Source organism: Pseudomonas sp. TYF_14, from assembly GCF_043105275.1.
GTDB lineage: Bacteria > Pseudomonadota > Gammaproteobacteria > Pseudomonadales > Pseudomonadaceae > Aquipseudomonas > Aquipseudomonas alloputida.
Genome location: NZ_JBICLK010000055.1, coordinates 76,385 through 88,610 on the forward strand (window position 1 = coordinate 76,385; position 12,226 = coordinate 88,610).

The following is a 12,226-nucleotide window of genomic DNA, read 5'->3' on the forward strand; positions in this document are numbered from 1 at the left end:
AGCACAAGACTGCTGTGGAACAGCCTTGTGCTGCAAATGGGTCGCGAAGCGGCCCCCTGGCCCTTACAGGTCGTAATCGCCCGCTGCTTCCGGCTGGTACTCCACTTCCAGCAGCTTCAGCTTGAGGGTCTTGCCCCCCGGTGCCGGCCAATCGATCTGCTCGCCCACCGACAGCCCGAGCAAGGCGCAGCCAATCGGCGCCAGGATCGAGACCTTGCCTTCCGGCCCGGCATCCTTGGGGTACACCAGTGTCAGGTGGTAGTCCTTGCCGCTGGCTTCCTCACGGCAGTGCACCCGCGAGTTCATGGTCACCACGCCCGCCGGCACTTCCTCGTGACCGACCACCTGCTCGGCGCGGTCAAGCTCGTCCTGCAGGGCGAGCACACCCGGCGTACTCTCGTCGAGGCTGTCGATCAGACGCTCCAGACGCTGTACGTCCAATCGGGTGAGGATGAGGGAAGGCTTGGTGCTCATGATCCAGTCAGACTCCTTTGAACAGGCAGTTTTCAATGTGCAAATAAAGCAAAACCCCGCCCAAGGGCGGGGTTTGAGAAGGCTTTGGCGTCACCGACGCAGAACCCGACACTACCACAGCCGGGCAAATACTCAAGCCCCTGCGCTCAGTGTGCCTTAGCCTGCTCGCGCAAGACCTGGGCCTCGCGGCAGATCTGCCGGCGCCGTTCGTCATCGGCCGAGCGCCATTCGCGAATGTGCTCGACATGCCGATGGCAACCGGTGCACACCCGTTGTTCGTCCAGCCGGCATACGCTGATGCACGGTGACGGCACTGCAGGGCTGACGTTGCTGTAAAGCGGCTTGGGCGGCCGGGCCTGGGCGCTACTCATGTCAGATTTCGTCGAAGTCCAGCTTCTCGCCGGCCCGCTCCCAGACGATACGCTCGAGCATTTCCCCCAGCAACTCTTCGCTCTTTTCGCACACCCACTTGCCGCTGTCTTCGTCGTAATCGAAGTGGAAACCACCGGAGCGGTCGGCAAGCCACAGCTGGCGCAGTGGCTCCTGACGGCTGAAGATCAGCTGGGCGCCGCCCTCGAACTTGACGGTCAGGACACCGGCGGAGTTCTCCATGTCCAGGTCCAGGCCGCTCTCGTCGAACAGATCTTCCAGGGCCTGTTGGGTCGCGTCGACCAGATCATGGAAACGCGCTTCACTCAAACTCATTGCAGGAACCTCGAAATTGGCTGCGTTACAGGCAAGCCGGGCAAGATACGGGCGCTTGCCGCCGAATGCAAAGGTTTAGCCGTTGCCTTCACCGGCCTCTTCGCGGGCAAGCCCGCTCCTACAGGGGGCTGCGCAGAGGCTAAGCATAGCCCGCCCGGCGGACCGGTCCTTGCATAGGCAAGCCGCCGGTCGCTCGGTATACTCGGGCGCAATACTGCATTTTTCTAAGGATTTCACCCATGAAGCGCCTGATTTCCTCCTTCGCGGCGCTGGTCGCTGTTGCCTGCCTCGTTTCGGCCTGTGGCCAGAAAGGCCCGCTGTATCTGCCTGAAGATGGCGATAACGGCAAAGCGCACACGTCGCACCAGCACCAGCCAAAAGCCAAGCCGGCCCCGGCACAAGAACAGCAGCCCGAGCTGCAGTCCGAGTCCGAGCCCGAGCAGTCGCCAGCGCAGTAAGGAAACCAGATGAACGCTTTCAACTACCGCGACGGTGAGCTGTTCGCGGAAGGCGTGGCCCTGTCGGCCATTGCTGAACATTACGGCACCCCCACCTACGTGTACTCGCGCGCCCACATCGAGGCCCAGTACCGTAGCTACGCAGACGCCCTGCAAGGCACCGAGCACCTGGTGTGCTTCGCGGTCAAGGCCAACTCCAACCTTGGCGTGCTGAACGTGCTGGCGCGCCTGGGCGCAGGCTTCGACATTGTCTCCGGTGGTGAACTGGAGCGTGTGCTGGCCGCTGGCGGGCGTGCCGACCGCGTGGTGTTCTCCGGCGTCGGCAAAACCCGTGAAGACATGCGCCGCGCCCTGGAAGTTGGCGTGCACTGCTTCAACGTCGAATCCACCGACGAGCTGGAGCGCCTGCAAGTAGTCGCCGCCGAAATGGGCAAGGTTGCCCCGGTGTCGCTGCGGGTCAACCCGGACGTCGATGCCGGTACCCACCCGTACATCTCCACCGGCCTTAAAGAAAACAAGTTCGGCATCGCCATTGCCGATGCCGAGGCCATCTACGTACGCGCCGCACAGCTACCGAACCTGGAAGTGGTCGGTGTCGACTGCCACATCGGCTCGCAGCTGACCACCGTCGAGCCATTCCTCGACGCCCTCGACCGCCTGCTGGTGCTGGTCGACCGCCTGGCCGAGTGCGGCATACACCTGCGCCACCTGGACCTGGGTGGCGGTGTCGGCGTGCGCTACCGCGACGAACAGCCACCACGGGTGGCCGACTACATCAAGGCCATCCGCGAGCGCGTGGGCGAGCGCGACCTGGCCCTGGTGTTCGAACCAGGCCGCTACATCGTCGCCAACGCTGGCGTGCTGCTGACCCGCGTGGAATACCTCAAGCACACCGAACACAAGGACTTCGCCATCATCGATGCAGCGATGAACGACCTGATCCGCCCGGCCCTGTACCAGGCCTGGATGGGTGTCAGTGCGGTCAAGCCACGTGCAGGCGAAGGCCGTGCCTACGACCTGGTCGGCCCTATCTGCGAGACTGGCGACTTCCTCGGCAAGGACCGCGTCCTCAACCTGGCCGAAGGTGACCTGCTGGCCGTAGAGTCCGCGGGCGCCTATGGTTTTGTCATGAGCTCCAACTACAACACCCGCGGCCGTTGCGCTGAAATCCTGGTCGACGGCGACCAGGCGTTCGAAGTACGCCGCCGCGAGACCGTCGCCGAACTGTATGCTGGCGAAAGCCTGCTGCCGGAGTAAGCCCATGCTGCTGCGTTTTACCAAGATGCATGGGCTGGGCAACGACTTCATGGTCCTGGACCTGGTCAGCCAGCACGCGCACATCCAGCCCAAGCACGCCAAGCAATGGGGTGACCGCCATACCGGTGTCGGCTTCGACCAGTTGCTGATCGTCGAGGCGCCGAACAACCCGGAAGTGGACTTCCGCTACCGCATCTTCAACGCCGACGGCTCCGAGGTCGAGCAATGCGGCAACGGTGCGCGCTGCTTTGCCCGCTTCGTGCTGGACAAGCGCCTGACCGCGAAAAAGCGCATCCGCGTGGAAACCAAGAGCGGCATCATCGTGCTGGACGTGCAGAACGACGGCCAGGTGAGTGTCGACATGGGCCCACCCCGCTTCATCCCTGCCGAAATCCCCTTCGTTGCTGACGCGCAGGCGCTGAACTACCCACTGGAGGTCGACGGCCAGCTGCATTCCATAGCCGCCGTGTCCATGGGTAACCCGCACGCCGTGCTGCGTGTCGACGACGTGCAGACTGCCCCCGTGCACGAGCTGGGCCCGAAGATCGAAAACCACCCACGCTTCCCACAGCGGGTGAATGCCGGCTTCATTCAAGTCATCGACCGCCACCGCGCCAACCTGCGCGTGTGGGAACGCGGCGCCGGCGAAACCCAGGCTTGCGGCACCGGCGCCTGCGCCGCGGCCGTGGCGGCGATCAGCCAGGGCTGGATGGACTCCCCGGTGTCCCTCGACCTGCCCGGTGGCCGCCTGCACATCGAATGGGCCGGCCCCGGCAAGCCCGTGATGATGACCGGCCCGGCCGTACGCGTCTACGAAGGACAGGTTCGTCTCTAAACGAGTAACCGCCATGACCGATCAGCCCAAGGTTGTACCCAAGCAGTCCGCCGAGCTCGATGCCGAAGCGGTGGTCGCCTACCTGCGCGCCCACCCCACCTTCTTCGCCGAGCACGACGAGCTGCTGATCGAACAGTACATCCCGCACCAGCGAGGAGACAGCGTGTCGCTGGTGGAACGCCAGCTCAAGCTGCTGCGTGACCGCAACATCGAAATGCGCCATCGCCTGTCGCAACTGATGGACGTGGCCCGCGACAACGACCGGCTGTTCGACAAGACCCGCCGGCTGATCCTTGACCTGCTCGATGCCGGCAGCCTGGAAGAAGTGGTAATGGCGGTCGAAGACAGCCTGCGCCAGGAATTCCAGGTGCCCTTCGTCAGCCTGATCCTGTTCGGCGACAACGTCGCGCCAGTCGGGCGCTGGGTCAGCAATGCCGAGGCGCAGCAAGCCATCGGTGCCCTGCTGGGCGGTGGCAAGACCGTCAGTGGCAACCTGCGCGAGCACGAGCTGGCGTTCCTGTTCGGTGAAGAACAGCGCCGGGAAGTAGGCTCCAGCGCCGTGGCAGCTCTTGAGTACCAGGGGCTGCATGGGGTTCTGGCCATCGGCAGCCGCGACCCGCAACACTACAAGAGCAGCGTCGGTACCCTTTTCCTCGGCTATATCGCCGAGGTGCTTGGCCGCGTTGTGCCACGCGTCACCCAGACCCTGCGCCCGGTACGCTGATGAAACGCCAGCTGGAGGCTTATTGCGCACACCTGCGCAACGAGCGCCAGGTGTCGGAGCACACCTCGCAGGGCTACCGTCGCGACCTGGAAAAAGTCATCGCCTACTGCGAAGAACACGGCATTGCCGATTGGCAGGCGCTGCAAATCCAGCAGCTGCGCCAGCTGATCGCCCGCTTGCACCACCATGGCCAATCTCCGCGCAGCCTGGCACGCCTGCTGTCGGCAGTGCGCGGCCTGTACCGCTACCTCAACCGCGAAGGCCTGTGCCAGCACGACCCGGCCAACGGCCTGAGCGCGCCCAAAGGTGAGCGGCGGCTGCCCAAGGTACTGGATACCGACCGCGCACTGCAGCTGCTCGATGGTGGCGTCGACGACGACTTCATCGCCCGGCGTGACCAGGCGATCCTCGAACTGTTCTATTCCTCGGGCCTACGCCTATCGGAACTGACCAACCTCGATCTTGATCACCTCGACCTCGCCGCCGGCCTGGTGCAGGTACTGGGCAAGGGTGGAAAAGCCCGCGTACTGCCGGTGGGTCGCAAGGCTCGCGAGGCGTTGCAGGCCTGGTACCGTTTGCGCGGCATCGGCAACCCACGCGACCGTGCAGTGTTCATTACCCGCCAGGGCAATCGCATCAGCCCCCGGGCAGTGAGGCTGCGGGTAAAGGTTGCCGGTGAGCGTGAGCTGGGCCAACACCTGCACCCGCACATGCTTCGCCATTCCTTCGCCAGCCATGTGCTGGAATCATCCCAGGACCTGCGCGCGGTGCAGGAGATGCTCGGCCACGCCGACATCAGCACGACGCAAATCTACACCCACCTGGACTTCCAGCACCTGGCCGCGGTGTACGACAGCGCCCACCCTCGGGCCAAACGCAGCAAAGGCACAGACTCATGAGCATCAAGCTGATCACCTTCGACCTCGACGATACCCTGTGGGACACCGCGCCGGTGATTGCCACCGCGGAAGTCGTGCTGCGCGACTGGCTCGAGGCCAACGCACCAACCCTCGGCAGCGTGCCGGTGGAACACCTGTTCGCCATCCGCGAGCGCCTGGTGCAAGCAGAGCCCGGCCTCAAGCACCGCATCAGCGCCCTGCGCAGGCGCGTGCTGTTTCATGCCCTGGAAGAGGTCGGCTACAGCGAACAGCACGCACAGGCGCTGGCCAACGAAGGCTTCGAAGTGTTCCTGCATGCCCGCCACCAGGTGGAGATCTTCCCAGAGGTGCAGCCGGTGCTTGAAATCTTGCGCCATCAATACATCCTGGGGGTGGTCACCAACGGCAATGCCGACGTCAGCCGGCTGGGGTTGGCCGATTACTTCCGCTTTGCCCTGTGCGCCGAGGACCTGGGCATTGGCAAGCCAGACCCGGCGCCGTTCCTCGAAGCGCTACGCCGTGGCGAGGTGGACGCGGGTGCGGCGGTGCACATCGGCGATCACCCTGGCGATGACATTGCCGGTGCCCAGCGCGCCGGTTTGCGCGCGGTGTGGTTCAACCCGCAGGGCAAGGCCTGGACTGGCGATCAGGCGCCGGATGCCGAAATCCAGCGCCTGTCGCAGCTGCCCGACGTGCTCGCGCGCTGGCGCTGACGGGAGCCGCTTTGCGGCCCATTCGCGGGCACGGGCAACACAAAACCCACAGGCATAAAAAAGCCCGCAGCGACGGCGGGCTTTTTTGCGATCAGCCACTCAGATAGGGCGGCTGCCGTACTTGTTGTCTGGCTTCTTGGGCGGGTCAGCGACCACGTTGGCCTCGACTTCCTGCACCTTGCCGCCGCGAGAAAGGAATTCTTCCATCGCCTTGGCCAGTGCATCACGCTCTTTCTGCTTGGCTTCCATGCTCGGCATCTCGTCTACCGAGACTGCGGCCTTGGATTTGCCCTTGGCAACGGGTGCCGGGCTGCTGTCGTCATCGCCAGCGTCTTCCACGCCGTCGTCAGCCGCCCCTTCAAGGACCTCATCACCCTCGTCTTCGTCGCCTACTTCGAGGTCATCATTTTCCAGATCGTCGTCGCTCATGTTCTACCTCATGACTTGCGAAAAGCAGGTTGGTTATAGACCAGTGCAGCCGTAGACCGGCAGCCACCAGTGAAAATTCAACTGGCCGTGGGTTAGGCCACTGCCCTTGGGTCGGCACTCCTGATGGGAGGCGGCACCCAGCAGGCCCTGCTCCTGGCAGGACCTGACAAATCCATTAGCCCCTGCTGGCCACACGCTATTGGCAAGCCTAGCAAAGGCTGGCGAAGTGTGTGGACTACTCGTCAAACACCCTTCGGCGCGCATTCTAGCGCGCCCGTGGAAAAAGCAAAGCACCATAAACGCCCTGCGGCTTGTAAGTTTTTTACCTACGTCACGAACGTGTCGAATAAACCGTTTGCCGTGCGGGAAATGCTGAAAAACTGGCAAAAAAATGCCCGGCAAGCCGGGCAAGTTTTTACCGCGTCGCAGTTACAGGTTGTAGCCGCGCTCGTTGTGCTGAGCCAGGTCGAGGCCGACCGACTCTTCTTCTTCGTTGACCCGCAGGCCCATCACCACATCCAGCACCTTGAGAATCACGTAGGTGACGATGGCGGTGTAGACCACGGTGAAAATCACACCTTTGGCCTGGATCCAGACTTGCATGCCGATGTCGGTGACGGTACCGAAGCCGCCCAGCGCCGGAGCCGCGAATACACCCGTGAGGATGGCACCGATGATGCCGCCAACACCGTGCACGCCGAAGGCATCCAGCGAATCGTCATAGCCGAGTTTGCGCTTGAGCGTGGTGGCGCAGAAGTAGCAGAGCACACCCGAAACCAGGCCGATGATCAGCGCGCCAATCGGCCCGACGGTGCCCGCAGCCGGGGTGATGGCGACCAGGCCAGCAACCACGCCCGAAGCGATGCCCAGAGCACTTGGCTTACCGTGACCGACCCACTCGGCGAACATCCAGCCCAGGGCGGCGGCGGCGGTAGCGATCTGAGTGACCAGCATGGCCATGCCGGCAGTACCGTTGGCGGCAGCAGCAGAGCCTGCGTTGAAACCGAACCAGCCGATCCACAGCATCGCTGCGCCCATCAGGGTATAGCCAAGGTTGTGCGGGGCCATCGGCGTGGTCGGGTAGCCCTTGCGCTTGCCCAGTACCAGGCAGCAGACCAGGCCTGCGATACCGGCGTTGATGTGCACCACGGTGCCGCCAGCGAAGTCCAGTACGCCCCAGTCCCACATCAGGGCACCGTCACCGCTCCACACCATGTGTGCGATCGGCGCATACACCAGGGTGAACCAGATACCCATGAATACGAGCATCGCCGAGAACTTCATGCGCTCGGCAAAGGCACCGACGATCAACGCCGGGGTGATGATGGCGAACGTCATCTGGAAGGTGATGAACACCGCTTCAGGGAACAGCGCGGTGGCCGAGGTCAGGCTGTCGGGCGTGACACCGCTGAGGAAGGCCTTGGAGAAGCCGCCAACGAAGGAGTTGAAGTTGAGCACGCCCTTTTCCATACCGGCGGTATCGAAGGCCATGCTGTAGCCGTAGACGACCCAGAGAATGCTCATCAGGCCGGTGATTGCAAAGCACTGCATCATCACCGACAGCACGTTCTTGGATCGCACCATGCCGCCATAGAACAGGGCCAAGCCCGGAATGGTCATGAACAGCACCAGCGCCGTTGCGGTCAGCATCCAGGCGGTGTCGCCGGAATTAAGCGCTGGGGCAGCTTCCTCTGCCAGGGCAAGCCCGGGCATTACGAGGGACAATAGGGCTCCTAGCCCTGCGATCTTACGCAGAGTCATGTTGTTTTCTCCTGGGGCGTTGGGTTTGGTGAGGCTTTTTTGCTGCTTAGATCGCGTCGGTATCGGTTTCGCCGGTACGGATGCGGATCGCCTGCTCCAGATTCACCACGAAAATCTTGCCGTCACCGATCTTGCCGGTGTTGGCTGCCTTGGTGATGGCTTCGATTACCCGATCAAGGTCTTTGTCATCGATGGCGACATCGATCTTCACCTTGGGCAGGAAATCGACCACATATTCAGCACCGCGATACAGCTCGGTGTGGCCCTTCTGCCGACCGAAACCTTTGACTTCGGTGACGGTGATGCCCTGCACGCCGATTTCCGACAGCGACTCGCGCACGTCGTCCAGCTTGAACGGCTTGATGATGGCTGTGACTAGCTTCATGAAACTCTCTCCCGATTTGGTGGACTTGCCCCAGGAAAACAAACCCGTCTCAAGTCTAAGCGCAGCGGTTGGCTTTGTAACGCGTCGTCGGCATCCGGCTCCGCGTGCGCACTGCCTGGTCACAAGGAACTGCTTCAGTGCATGGCTCGTACAGGTCTTTGCAGAAACCTTGCCAGTTCGGACAAAGCGCCGAAAAACAGCGAGTTATGTGATTTGGTCGGGATTGGCCAGTCGCCAGCATTGAAAACATGCACAATTTCGGTGCGCCGAGGCGGGGCAAGTTGCGCGAAAAATGTGCAACTGATTGAAAATCGCACGCGCTCTTTGTGGGAGCGGCCTTGCGTCGCGATGGGGGTGCGAAGCGCCCCTACGATTTGTGCCTTGATGCCGATATTGCCGGAGCCGCTGTGCAGCCCAATCGCCACGCAAGGCCATTCCCACAAAGGCCAATGTGCACTCAGGCGGCAGGTTTGTGCGTGCTACACTGGCGGCCATTTCTCCGTTTCAGTGGACAGCCCCATGCTCGCGCCCAAAGCCCTTCTCGATGCCCTGAGCGACCAGGCCTCGCGCCTGTTCAGCAGCGATGCCGCCCAGCCCCGTGCGGAACTGGAAAGCCAGTTCAAAGTGTTGATGCAAGGTGCCTTCAGCAAGCTGGACCTGGTCAGCCGCGATGAGTTCGACAGCCAGATGGTCGTACTGGCGCGCACCCGCGCACGCCTCGAGGCCTTGGAAAAACAGGTAGCCGAGCTGGAAGCGCGGCTGAACCCAACTTCACAGGATGAGTGAATGCAGCCCTCCAGCGCATACCCGGTACTGTTGTTTTCCTACGGCACCTTGCAGGATAAAGCCGTGCAACTGGCCAACTTTGGCCGTGAGCTGAACGGCAAGGCCGACCGTATGCCGGGCTACCGCCTGGACTGGGTCGAGATCACCGACCCGGGCGTACTGGCGACCAGCGGCAAGTCCCATCATCCCATCGTTTCCCCCAGCAGCCAGGCCAACGACAGCGTGGCCGGTATGGTCTTCCAGATCAGCGAAGACGAACTGGCAGCGGCGGACCGCTATGAAGTTGCCGACTACAAGCGCGTCGCCGTCACCCTTGCATCGGGCCTGACAGCCTGGGTTTATGTGCGCGCCTGAGCCCGTCCGATGCAGGTTTAACCCGCAACGACTCGGCATGGGTAAAGGCCTGTTTCGGTGGTAGTTCACTTGCATGCAGTGTGCCGCGGAACAATGCCGCCCCGCACTGAGTAAACAAAGTCTTCACCCGGCTGTGCGAATTGAGGATCTGGGCCTGGATATCACCAATGGCCGTATCCCTTGGTTGCAAGCTGGCTGCTCGGTTGACCCATTCGATGGCGGCAAAGCGGCTTTGCTTGCGGGTGCCACGCCCCTGCATCCAGGCCAGCCCCAGTTCGGCGCTGGCACGCCCTGCAAGCCACGGGTCCGGGTGCTCGACCAGGCTCAGCAGGTAAGCAACCGCCTCGGTCCGCTCCTGCGCCTCACCAAACCGGCGTAACAAAATCCCCAGATGCAAACGCGCACGCGCGTTGATCTGCGGGTTGCCCAGCGCGTCGACAAGCAGGCGCCTGACCGCCAGCATGGCACTGCGCTCGTTCAGATCCTCATCGCCGTCCATGCGCAGGCAGGCCAGGTTGTACTTGGCCTGCCTGCTGCCCGCCTCCACCGCACGCTGCAGCCAGTACCCGGCTGCCTCGTCATCCAGGTAATGCGCCGGGGTGTTGGCCAGGCCGCCATGGTGCAGCTCATACAAGGCCAGGGCAGCACCCGGCAGGTTCAGTTCGGCGCAGCGTTCATACAGGTAGCAGGCCACTTCATGCCGGTTGGCTGCCCACAGCAATCGCGCCACTTCAAGCACTTCGAACCCCGGTGCCTGGCCCGCGCACTGGCGACTCACCGCCCGTTGCAACCATAGCCTTGCCTGCTCGGCCGAGCGTGGCAGCGCCCACAGCCCGAAACGGTGCCCGACAGCGCGTAATGCACAGGCAGCAGCATGTGAACGGCCGTCACACAGGCGCTCAATGGCGCCGTGTAACAGTTGCTTCTCATCTGCCATGCCATCGCGCAGTATCAGCTCGGCCAAACAGCGAAACGGCACGCCCATGGCGCGGATGGCGCCGAGATCGGCATTGCACGCCAAGCTCGCGGCAAAGTCGCGCATAGCGCCAGCATGGTCGCCCGATACCCTGCTGCGCAGTGCCCCCCGCCATGCCAGAACGACAGCACGTTCCCTGGGCCTCAACGGGCGTTGTGACCAGTCTTCGAACACGTGCTGCCAGTCGGCGACGGCCTGCACCTTGTCAGCCTGTGGCAGCTTCAGCCGGCCTTCGACAGCCATCCAGCGCAGCGCATTACGCAAACGCTCGTCCCAGGTTGCGCACAGCGGGCCATTGACCAACAGCTCGAACGCATCAAGGCTGCCGCCCCAGCGGGGCAGCAGGTACACAGCAAGGGCCTGGATCGCTTCGAAGCAGCCGGGGCGGGCGATCAGCGCATGGCGCAGCCAGTAATAGCGAGGGTCCTCGTTTTCATGGTCGACCCGCTTGCCCAGATAGCGCGGCAGCGACTGTGGCAGCTCGGCCAAGGGCAACAGCCCATGCCTCACCAGCAACGGCGCTGCAGCTTCCTGTACCTCTACATCGGCATGGGCACTGGGCCTGAAGCGTGCAGGCTCCCCCTGAAACAGTTGCAGCAACCAACCAGGCTCATGGAACTGCGCACTGATGCGCAGCATGCCAATGGCCGCTGCCACGGGGTGCGCAGAGCGGTCCATTGCACGCAACAGGTGCGCGGTGGCGGATTCACAAATTTGCGCGACCGCCAGCAAGCGTGCAGCGTTGCGTGGTCCATCAACCTGCACCTGGCAGGCCCGGTGGAAGCAGTGCATACCCATTACCACTTGTGGGTGGTAAGCCCTGGGGCACGCGTCAATCCAGGCTCTGAGCACTTGGCTCAGGGCCCTGTCACTCTGGTTTTCCTGGTCGAGCAGCATGTGCCCTTCAATGGCCGCCAAGTAGGCCGGGAACTCGCCGGGCGGGGCCTGACGCCACTGAGCCTCGAGCCTGTCGAAAAAGCGGTTGAGTTCGACGAATGCACTGGCCTGCACCAGTTCGCGCATTACCTGGTGCGTGCGGGCGAGCGTTTGCACGGAGCAATACCTCAAGTCCATTTGTAAGAAGACGCAGTGCCATCCCATGGCAACTGCGGTTACCCAACAACACTAAGTCATACCTGACGACTGCGCAAAGCCTATTGGATCCATTTTTGCCGAAGCCCATGAAAACGCAGGGAAAACCCCTACCCTGAAAAACCACGACGCACACTTGTTGCGCCTGTCGTGGCAGCACTGGCTATTCTTTGCCCAGCCGCAGGAAGCGGCATTTTCCAGCAACAACGGAGTGTTCATGTCCCTAGCCCTCGTCCACAGCCGCGCCCAGGAAGGCGTGCAGGCACCGGCGGTCAGCGTCGAAACCCACCTGGCCAACGGCCTGCCTCATCTCACCCTGGTCGGCCTGCCGGAAACCACAGTCAAGGAAAGCAAGGACCGGGTGCGCAGCGCCATCGTCAACTCCGGGCTGAAGTACCC

At 62.8% G+C, this 12,226-nt stretch carries 17 protein-coding genes; 9 read left to right on the top strand and 8 right to left on the bottom strand.

Annotated features, from left to right (window positions below):
• Positions 1–63: 63 nt before the first annotated feature.
• From rnk to cyaY, 3 genes are all read right to left on the bottom strand, one after another.
• On the bottom strand, positions 64–474 hold the full coding sequence (rnk, locus tag ACF8O8_RS15000; RefSeq protein WP_003253652.1) for a nucleoside diphosphate kinase regulator: 411 nt from the start codon (positions 472–474) through the stop codon (positions 64–66).
• A gap of 146 nt (positions 475–620) precedes the next feature.
• On the bottom strand, positions 621–845 hold the full coding sequence (locus ACF8O8_RS15005; RefSeq protein ID WP_003253651.1) for a DUF1289 domain-containing protein: 225 nt from the start codon (positions 843–845) through the stop codon (positions 621–623).
• 1 nt (position 846) lies between these two features.
• Positions 847–1,179, bottom strand: a complete 333-nt coding sequence (cyaY, locus tag ACF8O8_RS15010) for an iron donor protein CyaY (RefSeq protein ID WP_004575827.1) — start codon at positions 1,177–1,179, stop codon at positions 847–849.
• A gap of 239 nt (positions 1,180–1,418) precedes the next feature.
• Between cyaY and ACF8O8_RS15015 the strand changes: the two genes are divergently transcribed.
• Genes ACF8O8_RS15015 through ACF8O8_RS15040 form a run of 6 tightly spaced genes read left to right on the top strand, consistent with a single transcriptional unit; the run spans position 1,419 to position 6,044 of the window.
• The gene (locus ACF8O8_RS15015) at positions 1,419–1,637 is read left to right on the top strand and encodes a lipoprotein (RefSeq protein WP_010955745.1); all 219 of its coding nucleotides are present in this window, start codon (positions 1,419–1,421) and stop codon (positions 1,635–1,637) included.
• A 9-nt stretch (positions 1,638–1,646) separates the two neighbouring features.
• On the top strand, positions 1,647–2,894 hold the full coding sequence (lysA, locus tag ACF8O8_RS15020; protein ID WP_392509910.1) for a diaminopimelate decarboxylase: 1,248 nt from the start codon (positions 1,647–1,649) through the stop codon (positions 2,892–2,894).
• 4 nt (positions 2,895–2,898) lie between these two features.
• A complete protein-coding gene (gene dapF, locus ACF8O8_RS15025) occupies positions 2,899–3,729 on the top strand; it encodes a diaminopimelate epimerase (protein ID WP_049588339.1) in 831 nt (276 codons plus the stop codon).
• A gap of 13 nt (positions 3,730–3,742) precedes the next feature.
• The gene (locus tag ACF8O8_RS15030) at positions 3,743–4,453 is read left to right on the top strand and encodes a DUF484 family protein (protein WP_392509911.1); all 711 of its coding nucleotides are present in this window, start codon (positions 3,743–3,745) and stop codon (positions 4,451–4,453) included.
• The gene (xerC, locus tag ACF8O8_RS15035) at positions 4,453–5,352 is read left to right on the top strand and encodes a tyrosine recombinase XerC (protein WP_010955749.1); all 900 of its coding nucleotides are present in this window, start codon (positions 4,453–4,455) and stop codon (positions 5,350–5,352) included. Before ACF8O8_RS15030 ends, xerC begins: the two co-directional genes overlap by 1 nt.
• Positions 5,349–6,044: an HAD family hydrolase gene (locus tag ACF8O8_RS15040; protein ID WP_010955750.1), complete on the top strand. Its 696-nt coding sequence runs from the start codon at positions 5,349–5,351 to the stop codon at positions 6,042–6,044. Before xerC ends, ACF8O8_RS15040 begins: the two co-directional genes overlap by 4 nt.
• 99 nt (positions 6,045–6,143) lie before the next feature.
• Here ACF8O8_RS15040 and sutA read toward each other — a convergent pair whose 3' ends face one another.
• From sutA to ACF8O8_RS15060, 4 genes are all read right to left on the bottom strand, one after another.
• Positions 6,144–6,473 carry a transcriptional regulator SutA gene (sutA, locus tag ACF8O8_RS15045; RefSeq protein ID WP_003253643.1) on the bottom strand — a complete coding sequence of 110 codons (330 nt, stop codon included), beginning with the start codon at positions 6,471–6,473 and terminating at the stop codon, positions 6,144–6,146.
• 429 nt (positions 6,474–6,902) lie between these two features.
• Complete coding sequence (locus ACF8O8_RS15050) at positions 6,903–8,234, bottom strand: ammonium transporter (protein WP_010955751.1); 1,332 nt, start codon at positions 8,232–8,234, stop codon at positions 6,903–6,905.
• A 46-nt stretch (positions 8,235–8,280) separates the two neighbouring features.
• Positions 8,281–8,619, bottom strand: a complete 339-nt coding sequence (glnK, locus tag ACF8O8_RS15055) for a P-II family nitrogen regulator (protein ID WP_002555808.1) — start codon at positions 8,617–8,619, stop codon at positions 8,281–8,283.
• Between the two features lie 134 nt (positions 8,620–8,753).
• Positions 8,754–9,044: a hypothetical protein gene (locus tag ACF8O8_RS15060; protein ID WP_350298437.1), complete on the bottom strand. Its 291-nt coding sequence runs from the start codon at positions 9,042–9,044 to the stop codon at positions 8,754–8,756.
• Between the two features lie 94 nt (positions 9,045–9,138).
• Between ACF8O8_RS15060 and ACF8O8_RS15065 the strand changes: the two genes are divergently transcribed.
• Entirely contained in the window at positions 9,139–9,405 is a 267-nt protein-coding gene (locus ACF8O8_RS15065; protein ID WP_003253640.1) for an accessory factor UbiK family protein, read from the top strand.
• Positions 9,406–9,759: a gamma-glutamylcyclotransferase family protein gene (locus tag ACF8O8_RS15070; protein ID WP_350298436.1), complete on the top strand. Its 354-nt coding sequence runs from the start codon at positions 9,406–9,408 to the stop codon at positions 9,757–9,759.
• Here the strand turns inward: ACF8O8_RS15070 and ACF8O8_RS15075 are convergent.
• Positions 9,713–11,788 carry a DUF4034 domain-containing protein gene (locus ACF8O8_RS15075; RefSeq protein WP_392509912.1) on the bottom strand — a complete coding sequence of 692 codons (2,076 nt, stop codon included), beginning with the start codon at positions 11,786–11,788 and terminating at the stop codon, positions 9,713–9,715. The two genes, ACF8O8_RS15070 and ACF8O8_RS15075, sit on opposite strands and share 47 nt — an antisense overlap.
• Positions 11,789–12,044: 256 nt before the next feature.
• On the opposite strand from ACF8O8_RS15075, the gene ACF8O8_RS15080 reads away from it, so the two are divergent.
• Positions 12,045–12,226 (top strand): magnesium chelatase domain-containing protein (locus ACF8O8_RS15080; RefSeq protein ID WP_392509913.1); only part of this gene is annotated, 182 nt, incomplete at its 3' end.

What these genes read in the sequence shown, in the direction of transcription:
- rnk (WP_003253652.1), bottom strand. Translation starts at nt 474, where the DNA reads ATGAGCACCAAGCCTTCCCTCATCCTCACCCGATTGGACGTACAGCGT.
- ACF8O8_RS15005 (WP_003253651.1), bottom strand. Translation starts at nt 845, where the DNA reads ATGAGTAGCGCCCAGGCCCGGCCGCCCAAGCCGCTTTACAGCAACGTC.
- cyaY (WP_004575827.1), bottom strand. Translation starts at nt 1,179, where the DNA reads ATGAGTTTGAGTGAAGCGCGTTTCCATGATCTGGTCGACGCGACCCAA.
- ACF8O8_RS15015 (WP_010955745.1), top strand. Translation starts at nt 1,419, where the DNA reads ATGAAGCGCCTGATTTCCTCCTTCGCGGCGCTGGTCGCTGTTGCCTGC.
- lysA (WP_392509910.1), top strand. Translation starts at nt 1,647, where the DNA reads ATGAACGCTTTCAACTACCGCGACGGTGAGCTGTTCGCGGAAGGCGTG.
- dapF (WP_049588339.1), top strand. Translation starts at nt 2,899, where the DNA reads ATGCTGCTGCGTTTTACCAAGATGCATGGGCTGGGCAACGACTTCATG.
- ACF8O8_RS15030 (WP_392509911.1), top strand. Translation starts at nt 3,743, where the DNA reads ATGACCGATCAGCCCAAGGTTGTACCCAAGCAGTCCGCCGAGCTCGAT.
- xerC (WP_010955749.1), top strand. Translation starts at nt 4,453, where the DNA reads ATGAAACGCCAGCTGGAGGCTTATTGCGCACACCTGCGCAACGAGCGC.
- ACF8O8_RS15040 (WP_010955750.1), top strand. Translation starts at nt 5,349, where the DNA reads ATGAGCATCAAGCTGATCACCTTCGACCTCGACGATACCCTGTGGGAC.
- sutA (WP_003253643.1), bottom strand. Translation starts at nt 6,473, where the DNA reads ATGAGCGACGACGATCTGGAAAATGATGACCTCGAAGTAGGCGACGAA.
- ACF8O8_RS15050 (WP_010955751.1), bottom strand. Translation starts at nt 8,234, where the DNA reads ATGACTCTGCGTAAGATCGCAGGGCTAGGAGCCCTATTGTCCCTCGTA.
- glnK (WP_002555808.1), bottom strand. Translation starts at nt 8,619, where the DNA reads ATGAAGCTAGTCACAGCCATCATCAAGCCGTTCAAGCTGGACGACGTG.
- ACF8O8_RS15065 (WP_003253640.1), top strand. Translation starts at nt 9,139, where the DNA reads ATGCTCGCGCCCAAAGCCCTTCTCGATGCCCTGAGCGACCAGGCCTCG.
- ACF8O8_RS15070 (WP_350298436.1), top strand. Translation starts at nt 9,406, where the DNA reads ATGCAGCCCTCCAGCGCATACCCGGTACTGTTGTTTTCCTACGGCACC.